This is a genomic window from Dehalococcoidales bacterium (assembly GCA_041656115.1).
Lineage (GTDB): Bacteria > Chloroflexota > Dehalococcoidia > Dehalococcoidales > UBA5627 > UBA5627.
Window position 1 is genome coordinate 36,158 of record JBBAED010000002.1, and the last position, 16,907, is coordinate 53,064.

Sequence of the window (16,907 nt, forward strand, 5' to 3'; positions counted from 1 at the left end):
CCGCTGATTCAACCGATCTATTTGTGGTTTTTCCCTTTTTTACCGCTTCGTTGGAATTGCTTTGTCATTTTTTCGGTATCCATTTTCCCGTAGGGCTCACCGTTTACGGTAATAACAGGTGCGAGCGCACAACAGCCAACGCAGGCAACAGTATCAAGTGTATATTCGTTATCCTCAGAGGTCTCCCCGTTTTTGATGCCTAATAATTTCTCGGCTTCCCTTGTTAAGAGAGGGGCTCCGGTAATATGACAAGCGGTTCCGGTACAAATGCAGACATGTTTTCTTCCGGGAGGGGTGAGCCTGAATGATTTATAAAAAGAAGCTACCGAACGAATATGACCGATAGAAAGATTAAGATATTTGGAAATATGGTCTAGCATATATTCGGGGAGGTAGCCGAAATTGGATTGAAGCTCAATTAAAGCCGGAACCAAACCGCTTTTATCGCCGTCGTAGTAAGAAAGAACAATGCCTAACCTCAAATATTTAAAGAGAGGGATACTGACCGGACACTCCGCAGTACAATCGCCGCAATCATCGCAGGCATCGATTCCGTGCTTTTTGGCATCTGCGAAACGTCCGGCTTTAATATCTTCAAGTAAAATTGCCGGCCACAACCCTTGAGGACAAACTTCCAAACATATTCCGCAATCTATACAGGGGCTTTCTTTTGCCCCTTTTTGATCATATTTCTTGTCCTCTCTTTTCTTAAAAAAGGGCAGCACAGATGCAATTTTACTCATTTTTCAACTTACCTTAGGAATAATTACCTTGGGATAAAAACAAAACATATTCAATTATCACATTCTATGTCAGACAAATCAAAAAATCATGCAAACATCAACCATTATAATACAAAACGAATATTTTGTCAGTATTAATTTAGAGAGCTCCAAGCCCTTGAATTCCTTGGTTTTCCGAGGCTTGAAAATAAAATTTTAGCTATAAAAAAACCGAAAAGCCTTGACAGTGCGGGAATAATTATTATATTGTTACTTAGAATCAATTGTTTGATTGTTGTCATAACTCTGCCTCTGTTTACATCATTTCCAATAACCTAAAATTCAAAATAATATCAAGAAATCAGATGTAGGTTATCATGGCGATATAAGTACTTACAGATTCGTTTCAGATATTACTTACCGAAACTGTAAGGGGAGAATAGGTATAATGCATTTTGAAGCCATTAGACCTGCCGATCATATCGGGCCGGTTAAAATCCACGATGTTTATCGTGCGCTTGAATTGGATTCGGGGCTAAATTCAAGCTCCCTTGCCCAAGATATCACGGGAACACGCCGCATAACTCGTGAAGCCTGTGCCGCCATTGAACAAAAAATGGCAATTGTACTACCTATTAAAAATGAGGATTTAAAGGTTTTTGAGGGTGTTTTAAGTGGGATTCCTCACGATTGTCTTATGGTTATAATCTCCAATAGCAGCCCCGATTATTTTAAAAGCGAAAAAGATATCGTAAGCAGGTTTTGCAGCCTTAACAACAGGCAAGCCCTGGTTATTCACCAAAAGGACCCTGATTTAGCCAACGCATTCACATTTGCCGGATACCCTGATATCGTTGATGAAGACGGCATTATTCGCAGCGGTAAAAGTGAAGGAATGATAATCGGTATCGTAATGTCCGCAATAATGGGCAAGGAATATGTTGGGTTTATAGACACCGACAATTATATCCCGGGTGCGGTATTGGAATATGTTAGGCATTATGCGGCGGGGTTTAGCATGGCCGAATCGCCCTATGCAATGGTACGTATTTTATGGCGCTACAAACCTAAGTTAATCGGAGATCTTTACTTTAAAAAATGGGGGCGCGTTTCAGAAATAAGCAATCGCTTTATTAATGCGCTTCTTTCAAGCAAAGGCCGCTTTGAAACCGAAGTAATTAAAACCGCCAATGCCGGAGAACATGCGATGAGTTTGGCGCTGGCAATGAGGCTGACTTACGGCTCGGGTTATGCTGTTGAAACACAGGAGTTAATCTCTATCCTTGAAAACTTTAGCGGTATTTTAGGCCCAACCGAGGTTGATATTACCGAAAAGGGGGTTGAAATTATACAAACCGAGTCGATAAACCCGCATTTGCATGCCGAAAAAGGTGATGACCACCTGTTGCAAGAAATGTTGCTCCCCAGCCTTTCGGTTATTTACTACAGCCCACTTTGTGAAGAAAAAACAAAAGAAATGATTAAAAAGCAACTTGTAGATATGGAATGCATTAAAGAAGGAGAAGAGGTTCCTTACATACACCTTATTGCACCGCCGCAAAATATTGACCTTTCAATGTTTGCCGATAATATCGAGAATATCATGCCGAAATTTGTTGTACCCGAAAAATCGCTTTACAAAATAGCCGTTAACAGAACTAAAAAACCGGACTCAGCTCAAAAGATACTGATTACCGATTTAGACGGAACCCTGCTTGATTCGCAGAATTATTCTTATACGTCGGCACTTGATGCAATTCGAAAATTGCAAAAAACAGAAATACCGATTGTATTTTGTTCTTCAAAAACATACTCTGAACAAGAAGTCTACCGCGATGAGCTAGGCATTAATGACCCGTTCATAGTTGAAAACGGCGGTGCTATGTATGTCCCCAAAGATTATTTCAGATTGCCGTTTTCTTATGACAAAGTTGTCGCCGATTATCTCGTAATTGAGCTTGGTACACCTTATCAAGAATTGCGCCACAGACTTAAGGAAGCGTTAGATAAAGCCTATCGTTACATCGAAGAAAACGATTTGGGGGAATTAAATCTTAACGGGTTTGGCGATATGACTGTTGAAGATGTTGCCAAAGAAACCGGATTGGGATTAAAAATGGCTGCACTTGCCAAGCAAAGGGAATACAGCGAAACACTAACAATAAAAGGGAGTAAAAGGGCTACCGAAGCGGTAATTGAATCCATCAAAAATGCGGGAATGTCTTGTGTGTTTGGCGGCAGATTTTACGGAGTAACTGCAGGAAACGACAAGGGAAAAGCGGTCAAAGTGCTTTTGGAGCTCTTTAAAATGAATTACGGGACAGTTACATCATACGGGATAGGGAATAGTGAAAATGATTTAAAATTGCTTGCCGAAACCGATTTTAGAATGTTAGTTCAAGGACAGGATAAAAGATGGAGCCGGATGAATATATCCGACCTTTACAAGGTTAGAGGGATTGGTCCGGAAGGTTGGAGTAAGGCAGTCGATATAATAATCTCAAAACCGTAATTATCTAAAATGTTCCAACCCTTCCATTTTGAAACAAGCGATATCAAAAATGTATGCATATCGCAAGACCGAGTCGTTTAGTATCCGTAACAAAAAGAGCTTCCGGCCTAAATCGGAAGCTCTTTTACATATTCTTTAAACTGTTCTAAAAATGTTACTTAGTTTTGGTAATAAAAGCGGCCAAATCGGCTAAACGACAGCAGTAACCCCACTCATTATCGTACCAAGAAAGTACTTTGACCATGTTACCTTCCATAACCATGGTATTCGGGGCATCAACAATTGAACTGAAGGTTGTTCCTTTAAAATCGGAGCTTACCAGCGGCTCTGTGTTATAACCCAATATCCCCTTCAAATTACCTTCCGAGGCAGCCTTAAGGGCGTTATTAACGGCATCGACATCGGTTTCCTTTTCTGTTTCGGCCACCAAATCAACAATGGAAACGGTTTGAGTCGGCACCCTTAATGCCAAACCGTGCAGTTTACCTTTTAATTCCGGTAAAACCAGGGAAATTGCCTTCGCCGCACCGGTAGTAGTCGGTACCATGTTTTCGGCAGCGGCACGCGCACGCCTTAAATCTTTATGGTACATATCTTGGAGCCGCTGATCGTTTGTATAAGCATGAATCGTAGTCATCAGCCCCTTAACAATTCCAAACTCTTGGTGCAAAACCTTAGCAACAGGTGCCAAACAGTTAGTTGTGCAAGAAGCATTCGAAATAATGTGATGTTTTTCGGCGTCGTATTTATCTTCGTTAACTCCCAGCACAATAGTTATATCTTCATTTTTGGCAGGGGCGGATATAATAACCTTTTTAACGCTGCCGCGCTTGTGTGCGGCGGCTTTTTCACCGTCGGTAAAAATACCGGTAGATTCAATTACGACGTCAACATCGTAATCTGACCAAGGAATTTGGGCAGGGTCTCTCTCTGATAAAACCTGGATTTTTTTGTTATCAACCGATATAAAACCCTCTTCGGATTCGACATTACCCTTATAAGGTCCGTAAACACTGTCCCATTTAAGAAGATGAGCGTTTGTTTTGGCGTCCGTAAGGTCATTAATGGCTACCACTTCAAGGTCTTTGGAATGATATTCGTTAATCGTCCTTAGAACCAACCTGCCAATCCTGCCAAATCCGTTTATTCCGATTCTTGTCACTTTATCCTCCCTTTAATTATTAATTAAATCCGTGTTCGGTTTAGGTTTGCGCTTCAGCATATCAATAAAAGCTTCAATTCGTGTTCGGTTATGCTGGTCAAGATAAAACTTATCGTTGCCCTCAAGTGTTAACATCGGTAATTTCAGGGCGTCTTTGAATATAATACCACCAATCCCTCTGTAACAGAAAGTTTGGACATAATGAATGATTCCGTCAATTTGTCTCTTTTCAAGTTCTTTTTGAATGTCGTTAGTTCTGTCTTTAATGGAATACGGATAAGTATAAATACTGTACTGTTCCGCCAAAGAATTGACCGGTTGAATCATCGCAAATTGGCGTTGTATTTCGTTGTAAACTATCCTGGCGCCGTTATTTTCAAGAAAACGGTATAAATCGCTTCCGTAGACCGACGGAACTCCGATATAAGCCAAGCGAACATAATCTTTGGAATAGGGTTCGCGCTTTTCGGCCTTTTTAATAACCGCAGTAATATCTTTCGTATATTGTTTATAATCCCGGTTAAAATCGGAGGCGGATACCAACCATAAATGATTCTCAAAACCGCTCACTTTATTATCTTGCCAGGTAAGCTTATCCAGTTTATCGGCCAATTTACGAGAGGGTTCTAATCTTTTACGAACATTTTCGGCTGCTTGGAGCGTTGTGCCGAGTTGTGTTGCCAGCTTAGTAAGGGTATCTTGCATTTCGTTAATATCGGCCTCTTTGGGATAGGCGAAAGGGATTGTTTCCAAACCGCGATATCGAAGCACTTCCATTAGCATTTCGGTATTTGAGCAATCTCCGCTTGTGACACACATAATTGTGTCGATATCGTATTCCATACAAACACCGTACATGCCTTTGGTCCATCCGCAACAATTAATCGGGAAACCGTCTTTTTCAGCCCTTTTAATCAAATGCTCGGGGTCGGGGTCTCCGACAAAGATATTATTAAGGTCAATCGGCTGATATCCGGCGGCAATTAAAACCTCAATGGGGACATTGGTTGTTATCCCTATTTTTTTCACAAAACTATCCTTTAGGCTTTCGTAAGTTAATTCAAGGGTTAAGATTTCAGGTTTACTTGTCTGTCTTCAAGTTACGCTATTGATTCTCCCGCTAAGCAATAAAAAGACAGAGCACAGAAACTTTTCACAAAGCCGGGTTGCCGCGGAGTTTATCTTTAGCTATAACCTGTTTTATAACGTTATATCAGACCTTTAAAGGCCTTTTTACCTGCAAAAACGGCCTTATTTCCGAGTTCGGCTTCTATTTTGAGTAAGCGATTATATTTAGCGTTACGCTCGGAACGACAAGGCGCACCTGTTTTAATTTGACCGGTTCCTAATCCCACCGCCAAATCGGCGATGGTGGTATCTTCGGTTTCACCCGAACGGTGGCTGACAACAGCCGTCCAACCGGCGTTATGCGCCATTTCAATGGCGGAAACAGTTTCGCTAAGTGTTCCGATTTGGTTTAATTTGATAAGAATCGAATTTGATGCTTTAAGTTCAATCCCTTTTGCCAGCCTGTTAATATTGGTAACGTAAAGATCATCGCCAACCAATTGGGCACGGTTACCGATTTTCTCGGTAAGCATTTGCCAGCCTGCCCAATCATCCTCAGCCATTCCGTCTTCAATACTGATAATGGGGTAGGCATTAATCCAGTTGACATAGAAATCCGCCATCTCTTCGCTTGTTAAGGTTTTGCCTTCGCGGACAAGGTGGTATTTGCCGTCTTCATAATATTCGCTTGAAGCGGGATCAAGGGCAATAAAGCAATCATTTCCGGGTTTATAACCGGACTTTTCAATTGCTTCAATTATAAGTTCAACCGCTTGATTATTGGAGGACAATGAAGGGGCAAACCCGCCCTCATCACCGACATTGGTATCAAGGCCCTTCTTTTTAAGGACCGATTTAAGGCTGTGATAGACTTCGGTTCCCATTTGCAAAGCGGTTGCAAAGCTTTTCGCACCGGCAGGTACAACCATAAACTCTTGTAAATCGGTCGAATTAGAGGCATGTTTCCCGCCGTTTAAGATATTTAACATCGGAACTGGAAGAGTATAAGTATCGCTCTTTCCCAAATATTGATGGAGTGGAATTTTTAAAGAACTTGCCGCCGCGTGGGCAACAGCTAAAGAAACCCCTAATATGGCATTGGCACCCAGCTTGGCTTTGTTTTCCGTACCGTCCAGTTCAATTAATTTAGCATCAATATCTTTTTGGGAATCGGCAGGCATACCGATAAGAGCCTTAGAAATTACCTCGTTTACATTGGAAACCGCTTTTAAAACACCCAGCCCATTGTATCTGTTCTTATCTCCGTCACGCAGTTCCACCGCTTCATACGTTCCGGTGCTGGCACCCGAAGGAACCGCGGCACAACCGATAACTCCTCCGGTAAGTTCAACTTCAACTTCAACAGTAGGATTTCCTCTGGAATCCAGGATTTCTCTGGCTTTAAGGTTCTTTATGGCAGACAATTTTAACCCCCAATTTTCATAATTTTAATCAGATATCATTTCAATCGCCGTATTTACCGCGTCAATAGCATTATCAACTCGAATAATTGATTCGCAAACCGCTTTTTTGGTGGCAAGTTTCCATGTATCAATTCCGATTACCGGAATCCCGCTTTTAAGCGCGTAACCGATTTCAGTGAGCGTTCCGTACGCCCCGCCAACGGCAATAACCGCCTGAGCCGATTTAACAACAATCATATTTCTGGCCCATCCGATACCGGTTACGATCGGTATTTTAACAAAGGCATTAGCTTCGTTACGATTAGTTCCGGGAAGGATACCAACCGTTAACCCGCCCTCTGAAACTGCGCCGCGGCAAGCGGCTTCCATAATCCCGTCAAGCCCTCCGCAAACCAATATAGCGCCGTGTTTTGCTATTTGGCGGCCAATTTCTTCGGCCAGATTTATTTCGTGCGCGGAAGCTTTGGAATTGCCGATAACGGCTATAAACTTATTTTTTGCAGACATTTTTATCCAACCGGATTATAACATTCAAATTAAACCCAAGGCAAAGTTAATTGAACTTATTCATGGCGGGCTCAAGCCCCTCGGTTATAAGGCAAACTATTGCAGAGGACACGGTTTCAATTACCGGCTCCAGTTCTTTTTTCTCATCGCGGGAAAAATTACTAAGCACAAAATCAACAACATCATCATTGTAATATTTGTCGTTTGTTTCTCTTCCGGGGCGGCCGATTCCTACTTTGATTCTGATAAAATCGCGCGAGCCCAGTTCTCTGATAATTGAGTCAATCCCGTTATGCCCGCCGGAACCGCTGCCGCTTTTAATGCGCATTTTCCCCAGCGGCAAATCCATATCATCATGCACAACAATAATGTCTTCGGGTTTAAGCTTAAACTTATGCGCCAATCGGTTAACCGACTTGCCGCTTAAATTCATATACGTTTGCGGTTTTGCAAGGACAACATCAACCCCTTCTACATTGCCGCGCCCGATTCTGGCATCCGCTTGTTTTTTATCAAAGGCAATCTTATTGGCTTTAGCAAAATGCTTTAAGCATATAAAACCGACATTATGACGGTTATTGGAATATCCTTGCCCGGGATTACCGAGCCCAACAATTAATTTCATTAGATACTAGAATAATACTTAGTATTAATTTAATCAACCTCTGATAATCTGTTATACTTAATAAACATATGAAAACAAACGATATTCAATTCGAAATCGAAAACCTGCGTGCGAAAATCAATCGGCATAATCATCTCTATTACGTACTTGATAACCCCGAAATAAGCGATGCCGAATACGATGGATTGATGCAGAAACTGCTCCGGCTCGAGGAGGAATACCCTCAATTTTTGACCCCCGAATCACCCACACAACGGGTAGGGGCGGCGCCGTTAGAAGCTTTCGGGATTATTGAGCATAAAATACCGCTTTTATCGCTGGCGAATGTTTTTTCAAAAGAAGAATTGGACGCCTGGTATAAACGTATATCCAAAATGTTAGGCGGGCAAAAAATTGCTTTTGTTTGCGAACATAAAATGGACGGGTTATCCGTTTCACTGACATATATTAACGGCAAGTTTATTACCGGCGCCACCCGCGGTGACGGTTATAAGGGAGAAAATATTACCCAAAATCTAAAAACAATTAAAAGTATCCCTTTAGTATTACCCGATGGCGCACCTTCTTTAATTGAGGTTAGGGGAGAGGTATTTATACCGCGCGCCTCTTTTGAAAAATTGAATAATGAACGGGCTGCCGAAGGATTGCCTCTTTTTGCCAATCCGCGTAATGCCGCTGCCGGTTCTTTACGCCAACTTGATTCAAGCGTAACTGCCGAGAGACCGCTGGATATCAATGTTTATACTCTGGCACAGCTTGAGGGGGCACCGTTTGCAAAAACACACCACGAAACCCTAAATTACATACAATCGCTCGGTTTCAAAATAAACCCGAATACCGAGCTTGTAACCTCAATTGAAGAGGTTGAGCAATATTACCAAGAATGGGAAGAAAAAAGAGACGATTTAGTCTACGAAGCGGACGGTATTGTTGTTAAAGTCGATAGCATTGATTTACAGCAAGAACTGGGAAATGCCGGGCGCGAACCAAGGTGGGCGGTTGCTTATAAGTTTCCGGCAATACAAGCATACACCGTTTTAAAAGAGATTAGAATCAGTGTCGGCAGAACCGGAACGTTAAACCCGTATGCCGTTTTGGAACCGATATCGGTCGGCGGTGTAGTTATAAAACAGGCCACATTACATAACGAAGACGATATCCGCAGGAAAGATATCCGTGAAGGCGATACTGTTATTATTCAAAGAGCCGGTGATGTAATCCCGCAAGTGATTGGACCGGTAGCAGCCAAACGCCCCGCATTATCGGCTGAGTTTAATATGTTGGCTAAAACCGGCGGGGTATGCCCGGAATGCGAAAGCGCTATTCACAAACCGGAAGGTGAAGTAATGTATTATTGCTCCAACGCTTCTTGTCCGGCACAAGCAATGTTAAAAATTGAACACTTCGCATCACGGCCGGCAATGGATATTCGCGGCATCGGTGAAAAAATGAGTGTTTTGTTATTTAAAGAAGGCTTGGTTAGCAATTTTGCGGATTTGTATACCTTAAAAGATAAAAGGGCGCACTTATTGGCAATCGACCGAATGGCCGAAAAGAGCGTTGATAATTTGTTGGAGGCAATTGAAAAGAGTAAAACCCGTCCGCTGCCGAATCTTATTTTTGCAATGGGCATTCGTCATGTCGGGGAAGAAACCGCTCATATTTTAGCCGAAAAGTTCGGAAGTATCGCAGCGATTGCCGAATCAACCGCAGAGCAGCTTGAAGAAATCCCTGCCATCGGCCCCAAAATTGCCGACAGTATCGTAACATATTTTAGTAACCCTCAAAATAAAGAAATCATTAAAAGATTGGGAGAAAGCGGCGTATCAATGCGCTTTGAAAGCAAAGCAAAGGGGGAAAGACCGCTTGAAGGCAAGGAATTTGTAATTACCGGTAAACTTAGCTCAATGCCGCGTCCTTTGGCTGAAGAGAAAATCAAACAGCTCGGGGGAACGGCAAAGGGTGATTTAACACGAAAAACCGATTTTTTGGTTGTTGGCGAAGACCCCGGATCAAAACTTGAACGCGCCGAAAAAATGAATATTAAAATTATTAACGAAAGCGAATTTTTAGAGCTTTTAAAATAAAAAGAGAGACGGAGAAAGTAATTTAAATGGCTGAAATCAGACCTTTTCGCGGAGTCTATTACAATAAGGAAAAAACAGGGGATATTGCAAATGTAATCTGCCCGCCATATGATATTATTTCCCCCCAAATGGATGAAGACCTCCATAACGGCAGCCCTTATAATTTTATAAGGATTGAATATAACCGCTTGCAAGAAAACGATTCCGAAAGCAACAACCGCTACACTCGTTCATCGGCCCTTTTCCGAGAATGGCTTGATAAAGAGATAATGCTTACCGACAGCACGCCCGCTATTTACGTGCACGACCAGTTTTTTACTCTAAACGGTAAAGAATATAAAAGACGCTCCTTGATTGTGAGGGTTAGGCTGGAAGAGTGGGAGCAAAATATCATCCGCCCGCACGAATACACCTTTAAAGGCCCCAAAAAAGACAGAATCAGTTTGCTGTGGGCATTAAATGCCAATACCAGCTCGGTAATGTCTATGTATGAAGATAAAGACTCAAAAATATCTTCGTTTTTGGAAAAAGCGGATAGCGGCGAGTTCTTAATCGAAACCAAGGAATCGGGCGGTGAGCGTCATAATGTCTGGACAATTACCGACCCCAAAGAAGTTAAAGAGTTTTGCAGCCTGTTTAACGATAAGCCGCTCTATATTGCCGACGGCCACCACAGGTATGAAAGTGCGCTGACTTATAAAAAAGAACGCAGCGCCTGCGACCAAAATACTGACCCGGAGGCTCCCTATAACTTCGTAATGATGACCATTATGGACATGGACGATCCAAACCTGATTATTTTCCCGACCCATCGCTTATTGCATAGCATGGAGCCTGAGATAACCGAAAATATTAAGGAGAAATTGGCTCTTTATTTCGATATCAAAGATTTCTCACTTGACGATGCCGATTTATGGCAGGTAATTGATAATAAAATGTCCGATGAAAAGAGTTTAAGGCTTGCGGTTATCGGGTTAGAACCGGGTTTCGCATCGCTTTTAACTTTAAAGAATTGGGACGCCGCAATTGCGATGATGCCTGCCCAGCGTTCCGATGTTTATAAGAAAATGGATGTCAGTATAGTAGACCATATTATACTCGAGAAGATATTGAAAATCCCCAGCGATGACGAAAAACGTATCGCCTATACCCACGAAAGACAAGAAGCCGTAAACAGGGTTTTAAGCGGGGAATGTCAACTGGCAATCATTACCAATATGGTTAAAGGGCAAACAATTAAAGATATCGCCGACGTAAAAGACAGAATGCCGCGTAAATCAACTTATTTCTACCCCAAATTACCGAGCGGACTTATCGTAAACCATATCGTTTAAGAATACTTCTGCCTCTCTTGCCGGTTGACTTAAAGATTATCTAAAACTTGGCAAGGGGGGCAGTTTAATTTCCAAAAGCTGTCACCTAACAAAACAGTGTCCAAGAACAAAAATCCGGAAACAGACCTATTCAAATCCTAAATATAATTCCGTTTAATCAATAAGACCTAAAACGGCAGGAATTGCAACGATTGCGATAAGAGATTAGGTAAGCTTTTGAGGGTTTAACGCAGACAATATTTATCAATTAAATCAAAAGCCCGTCAAACAATACGCCTGACGGGCTTTTAAACAGTTTCTTTTAATAGCGTTTTAAATCTTAACTACATTGGCGCTGTAAACATCCGGCAGTGCCAATATTTGGTCGATTTGTTCTTTGGCAAACGGCGCATCCAATGCCAAAATCATCAGCGCCTGACCTCTCGGCTTTAACCGGCTCAAGTGCATATAGCTGATATTAACATCGCTGTCCCCGGCAATCTTACCAACCGCACCGATAAGCCCCGGCCTATCCTTGTGGTCGCTAAATAAGAAATAACCGCCGGTCGGAACAATATCAATCCAGTAATCGTTGATTCTGACAACATGGGTTTCACCGCGTAAAACGGTTCCGGCAACGGTAAAGGTTTTATTATCCGCAATTACCTCAGCCGTTATCAGATTGGCATAATTTTCGGCGGTGGTTTCTTTTTGTTCGATAACTTTAATGCCGCGCTTTGCCGCTATGATGTTGGCGTTAACCACATTAACTCTCTCTTCGGTAATGCGATTTAAGACACCGCCCAGTACCGCAGCCTTCAAAGCATTGGTATCATATCCGGAAATCTCGCCCTGATATTTGATTGTCAGCCCGGTCATCCGCCCTTCGCCCAAATAGCCGGCTACGTTGCCGATAGTAGAGGCAACTTCAAGGAAGGGGGCAACAAACGGTAATGCCTCCGCTTTAATAAAGGGAGCATTTACGGCATATCGAGCGGGCAGGCCGTTAAAGACATCGATGATTTGTTGAACAACTTCGGTTGTCGCAAGTGTCTGCGCTTCGGTAGTGGAAGCGCCCAAATGAGGGGTAACAATAATTTTTTCGTTCCCAAAAAGCGGGCTTTCGGTACAAGGCTCAACTTCGAAAACATCAATTGCCGCACCGGCAACCCTGTTTTCTTCAATTGCCTTTAATAAGGCATCGTTATCAATAAGCCCACCGCGAGCGGCATTAATAATACGCACATTCGGTTTAACCGTCGCAAGTTCCTTTTCACCGATAATATTTTTGGTCGATTCAGTTAGCGGAATATGCAGGGTTATAAAATCGGCCTCTTTAATCAAATCAGCCAGAGGAACCAGTTCCACCTGCAAGTTGGATGCCCTTTCGGCAGAAATAATCGGATCATAGCCAATCAGCTTCATTTCCAAACCGCGCGCGCGTCTGGCAACCTCGGCCCCGACATTTCCAAGCCCGACAATACCCAATGTTTTACCTTTAACCTCAGTGCCCATAAAACTGGATCTTTGCCATTTACAAGACCTCAGAGATGAATTGGCTTGCGGTATATTACGAGCCAGAGCCAACATAAGGGCAACACTGTGTTCCGCCGCCGAAACCGTATTGCCGGTAGGGGCGTTAACAACAATAATGCCTTGCTGACTGGCAGCATTGGTATCAATATTATCGATACCGACTCCGGCACGGCCGATAATCTGCAGTTTTTTACCGGCGGCAATAATATCCGCGGTCACTTGTGTTTGACTGCGAACTATCAAGGCGTCGTAATCCCCGATTATAGATACAATTTCCTCGGGAGTTAATTTAGTTTTAACATCCACCTGAGCGTGTTTACTTAATAAATCGACCCCTTCTTGCGCGATAGGGTCGGCAACCAAAACTTTCATTTTAACTTTTCACCTCAAAACCCGCTTGGGGTAATACAATCCTCAGTTTTTCCAATACTTCTTCGATATCTTTTTCGCTGACATAGCCTAAGTGCCCGATGCGGAATATTTTACCTGCTAAATGCAGCTGTCCGCCGCCAAGGACAATATCGTGTTTTTCACGCATTATTTTGTTAAGCTGTTTTACATCCAGCCCTTCCGAGGCACGCACGGAAGTTACGGTGTTAGAGGCAAATTTTTCATCGGCAAAGAGTTCCAATCCGAGTTCTTTGATTCCTTTTCTGGTCATATCGGCAATACGGATATGGCGGGTAAAAATATTTTCCAATCCCTCATCCAGCATCAGCTGCAATGCCTTTTCCAACGCAAAAATAACCGACATAGCTGGGGTCCAAGGCGTTTGTCCTTTTTCTATCGAATTCTTTGCTTTTGCGATATCAAAGTAAAAACGCGGCATCTTTGCTTCGGCATTGGCTGCCCAACCTTTTTCGCTTACAGAAAGCATAGCCACCCCGGGCGGAACCATCCAGCCTTTTTGGGAACCCGATACAACAACGTCACAACCCCATTTATCAACCGGCAGGTTAATCGAACTCATGCTGCTAACGGCATCGACTATAATTAGTTTGTCGAATTCTTTAACAACCTTGCTGATTGACTCAAGGTCATTTGTAACACCGGTTGATGTTTCGTTATGAGTCACCAAAACCGCCTTAACAGACGGGTTATCGTTAAGGGCCTTACGAATGGCATCGGGGTCGGCAGCCGTACCCCATTCAAAGCTTAAAGGAATGACATCGGCACCGTATGTTTTAGCAATTGTGGCAAACCTGTCGCCAAAACCACCAATCGAAACCGAGAGTACTTTATCTCCGGGAGAAAGCATATTTACAACTGCGGCTTCCATGCCGCCGGTACCCGAAGACGATACAAGAAGTACATTACCGCTTGTTTGGAAAACCTGTTTGAGCCCGGCAGTCACGTTGTTTAATACCTGAGCAAATTCAGGACCCCGGTGGTTAATCATTTGCCTACTCATTTCTTTAAGCACATCTTCAGGACACGGTGTAGGCCCCGGAATACGTAAGTTTGTCATTTCCTTTACTCCTTCAAAAAACCTTCTTTATACATGAAAATTTATTTAATTATATCTGAATTAACCAATTTAGCAAAGCGTCTTTTACCGACTTTAACAATCGAATCGGTATCTATTTTCAAATTACCGGCGGTAACTATCTGCCCGTTTATGCTAACCGCACCCTGGTCAATCAACCTTCCGGCCTCACTGCGGCTTTTAACCATATTGATTTTAACCAGCAAATCTTTTAAGTCGACTTCACTATTAAGATTGTAACAATATTCTTCAATTTCATCGGGAATTTCCTTGTTTTGAACAACTCGTGCAAAGTGTTCTTCGGCCATAATTGCCGCTTCTTTGCAGTGTAATTTAGTTACAATTTCCCTGCCGAGTTTTTTCTTAAGTTCCATCGGATTTATTGCGTTATTTTCCAGAAGCCGTTTGATTTCGCTCAGTTCGTCGTCTGAAATATCGGTAACAAGCTCAAAGTAATTTGGAATTATATTATCCGGAATTGACATAACCTTACCGAACATATTTTCGGGGGCTTCGATCACTCCGATATAATTCCCCAAGCTTTTACTCATTTTGTGGACACCGTCGGTTCCGACAAGCAAGGGGACCATCAGAATCTGCTGCGCCCTTTGGCCTAAAATCGTTTGCAGTTCGCGCCCGACCAAAAGATTAAATTTTTGGTCCGTACCTCCGAATTCCACGTCGGAATTAACAGCAACGGAATCATACGCCTGTAAAAGAGGGTAGAGAAATTCGGTAATCGTAATCGGTTGATTGGCATTGAATCTCTTACTGAAATCATCCCGAGCTAAGATTTGGGCAATCGTGAATTTGCTGGTCAGCTTGATAACATCAGCTAAATTAAAATCGCCAAACCATTCGGTTTGCCAACGAACCTCGGTTTTATCTTTATCAACTATTTTAAAAAACTGTTCCATATATGTTTGGGCATTTATTCTAACCTGCTCGGCAGTCAACATCGGGCGGGTTACCGAAGCGCCGCTGGGGTCTCCGATTTGGGCGGTCCAGTCACCGACAATTAAAACCACCTGATGACCCATGTCCTGGAATTCGCGTAACTTTTTCAGAGCAACCATATGCCCCAAATGGATATCGGGGAAGCTGGGATCAAACCCTTCCTTTAATCTTAAAGGTTTGCCTGCTTTTAGGGCTGCTACCAGTTCTTCTTCGACAATAACTTCGGCGACCCCTCTTTTGAGAAGCCTTTGAATATCAAGTTCCGATAAATTCTCCATAACACCTTATTTCCTATTCAGACTATTCAGATATTTTTTAGCGGCCGTAACATCTCTTTTGATTTGTTCGACCAGCTCATTAACGCTATCAAATTTTATTTCACCGCGTAATCTGCAGATTATATCAATTTTAAGGTTTTTATGATACAAATCTTGATTATAATCAATCAGATGGGTTTCTATTGTTTTACGGGTATCTCCGAAAGTAACCCTTTTACCGATAAATGTAACCGAATCGTAGCTTTGCCCGTCAAACTCGGTTTTAGCGGCATAAACGCCAACCAAAGGCAGCGCTTGCTCGGCATCAACGCAAAGATTTGCCGTCGGGAATCCGATTTGTTTGCCGGTTCCCGTTCCGTGAACCACTTCTCCTTCGATACTGAAGTAGCGCCCCAGTAGGGTATAAGCTTTTTGCATATCGCCCTCGGACAAAGCCTTGCGGATAGCGGTGCTGCTAAACACACCTGCATCATCTTTGACGGGGGGTATTGCAATAAATTCAAAGTTCATTGATTTAGATAAATCGGTAAGAAAGGCAATATCGCCCTCGCGTGATTTCCCGAGTGCAAAATCAGGACCTACTATCAAACCCTTCATTTTAAGTTTTTGCTGCAGCAAGGTAATGAAATCGGTTGCGGAGGTGGCAGCGATTTCCGGAGTGAACATAAGCGGAATAACAAAATCGATGCCTTCATCTTTAATCAATTTTATTTTTAAGTTTAGGTTGGTTAAAAACTGGAGATCGTCTTTAGGGTTAACAACCTTTCGAGGGTGCCTTTTGAAGGTTATTACTCCGCTTTTTGCACCGATTGCCTTTGCTCTCCTGACAACCTCGGCAAGAAGGGCCTTATGCCCGAGATGAACTCCGTCAAAAACACCGATTGTTAGGTATGAATCTTCAGCCCGGGTAAAATTCGATAATTCGTTTTCCAATGACATCATAAATCCTAATTATTTTTACATTCTATTGCACGACGGGATCTAAAAGCAAAATTTCACAGAAAAGCCGTCGTCTAAGTTATTCTGCAAGGGAATTAGCTAAATTATAAATCTATTGACGATTAGTGTAAAGCGAGAGCCGGTTTGACTTTTTACGCATATGGTGTATAATGGTAGACGGAAATAAATATAACAATAAGGATTGACAAAAAGTATTTTTTGTGCTACACTTTTCCTTTGCTATTATGCCTCAAGAGATTCAACGAATATTTCCTGCGCTAAATGTTTGTG

Annotated in this window: 13 protein-coding genes; 3 read left to right on the forward strand and 10 right to left on the reverse strand. The window is 42.5% G+C overall.

Features of this window, described 5'->3' with window-relative positions:
- Positions 1 to 17: 17 nt before the first annotated feature.
- Positions 18 to 743: an NAD(P)H-dependent oxidoreductase subunit E gene (locus WC958_01460; protein ID MFA5628923.1), complete on the reverse strand. Its 726-nt coding sequence runs from the start codon at positions 741 to 743 to the stop codon at positions 18 to 20.
- 427 nt (positions 744 to 1,170) lie between these two features.
- On the opposite strand from WC958_01460, the gene WC958_01465 reads away from it, so the two are divergent.
- The gene (locus WC958_01465) at positions 1,171 to 3,234 is read left to right on the forward strand and encodes a bifunctional mannosyl-3-phosphoglycerate synthase/mannosyl-3 phosphoglycerate phosphatase (GenBank protein ID MFA5628924.1); all 2,064 of its coding nucleotides are present in this window, start codon (positions 1,171 to 1,173) and stop codon (positions 3,232 to 3,234) included.
- A gap of 154 nt (positions 3,235 to 3,388) precedes the next feature.
- Here WC958_01465 and gap read toward each other — a convergent pair whose 3' ends face one another.
- The 5 genes from gap to pth form a co-directional block, all read right to left on the reverse strand.
- On the reverse strand, positions 3,389 to 4,396 hold the full coding sequence (gene gap, locus WC958_01470) for a type I glyceraldehyde-3-phosphate dehydrogenase (protein MFA5628925.1): 1,008 nt from the start codon (positions 4,394 to 4,396) through the stop codon (positions 3,389 to 3,391).
- Between the two features lie 12 nt (positions 4,397 to 4,408).
- On the reverse strand, positions 4,409 to 5,425 hold the full coding sequence (locus tag WC958_01475; GenBank protein MFA5628926.1) for a 2-hydroxyacyl-CoA dehydratase: 1,017 nt from the start codon (positions 5,423 to 5,425) through the stop codon (positions 4,409 to 4,411).
- Positions 5,426 to 5,604: 179 nt separating this feature from the next.
- Positions 5,605 to 6,888 (reverse strand): phosphopyruvate hydratase, encoded by a 1,284-nt coding sequence (gene eno / locus WC958_01480; protein MFA5628927.1) that lies wholly within the window; start codon positions 6,886 to 6,888, stop codon positions 5,605 to 5,607.
- 24 nt (positions 6,889 to 6,912) lie between these two features.
- A complete protein-coding gene (locus tag WC958_01485) occupies positions 6,913 to 7,395 on the reverse strand; it encodes a TIGR00725 family protein (GenBank protein ID MFA5628928.1) in 483 nt (160 codons plus the stop codon).
- Positions 7,396 to 7,441: 46 nt separating this feature from the next.
- Positions 7,442 to 8,020 carry an aminoacyl-tRNA hydrolase gene (pth, locus tag WC958_01490; GenBank protein ID MFA5628929.1) on the reverse strand — a complete coding sequence of 193 codons (579 nt, stop codon included), beginning with the start codon at positions 8,018 to 8,020 and terminating at the stop codon, positions 7,442 to 7,444.
- A gap of 68 nt (positions 8,021 to 8,088) precedes the next feature.
- Here pth and ligA point away from each other — a divergent pair, with 68 nt between their 5' ends.
- Both ligA and WC958_01500 read left to right on the forward strand, forming a co-directional pair.
- Positions 8,089 to 10,107 carry an NAD-dependent DNA ligase LigA gene (gene ligA, locus WC958_01495; GenBank protein MFA5628930.1) on the forward strand — a complete coding sequence of 673 codons (2,019 nt, stop codon included), beginning with the start codon at positions 8,089 to 8,091 and terminating at the stop codon, positions 10,105 to 10,107.
- A 26-nt stretch (positions 10,108 to 10,133) separates the two neighbouring features.
- Entirely contained in the window at positions 10,134 to 11,441 is a 1,308-nt protein-coding gene (locus WC958_01500) for a DUF1015 domain-containing protein (GenBank protein MFA5628931.1), read from the forward strand.
- Between the two features lie 312 nt (positions 11,442 to 11,753).
- Here WC958_01500 and serA read toward each other — a convergent pair whose 3' ends face one another.
- From serA to WC958_01520, 4 genes are read right to left on the reverse strand one after another with little or no spacing between them, the layout of a single operon-like run.
- Entirely contained in the window at positions 11,754 to 13,328 is a 1,575-nt protein-coding gene (gene serA, locus WC958_01505; GenBank protein ID MFA5628932.1) for a phosphoglycerate dehydrogenase, read from the reverse strand.
- Position 13,329: 1 nt separating this feature from the next.
- Positions 13,330 to 14,424: an alanine--glyoxylate aminotransferase family protein gene (locus WC958_01510; GenBank protein ID MFA5628933.1), complete on the reverse strand. Its 1,095-nt coding sequence runs from the start codon at positions 14,422 to 14,424 to the stop codon at positions 13,330 to 13,332.
- Between the two features lie 41 nt (positions 14,425 to 14,465).
- A complete protein-coding gene (gene tyrS, locus WC958_01515) occupies positions 14,466 to 15,677 on the reverse strand; it encodes a tyrosine--tRNA ligase (protein ID MFA5628934.1) in 1,212 nt (403 codons plus the stop codon).
- 6 nt (positions 15,678 to 15,683) lie between these two features.
- Positions 15,684 to 16,619 (reverse strand): bifunctional riboflavin kinase/FAD synthetase, encoded by a 936-nt coding sequence (locus tag WC958_01520; protein ID MFA5628935.1) that lies wholly within the window; start codon positions 16,617 to 16,619, stop codon positions 15,684 to 15,686.
- Between the last annotated feature and the right edge of the window lie 288 nt (positions 16,620 to 16,907).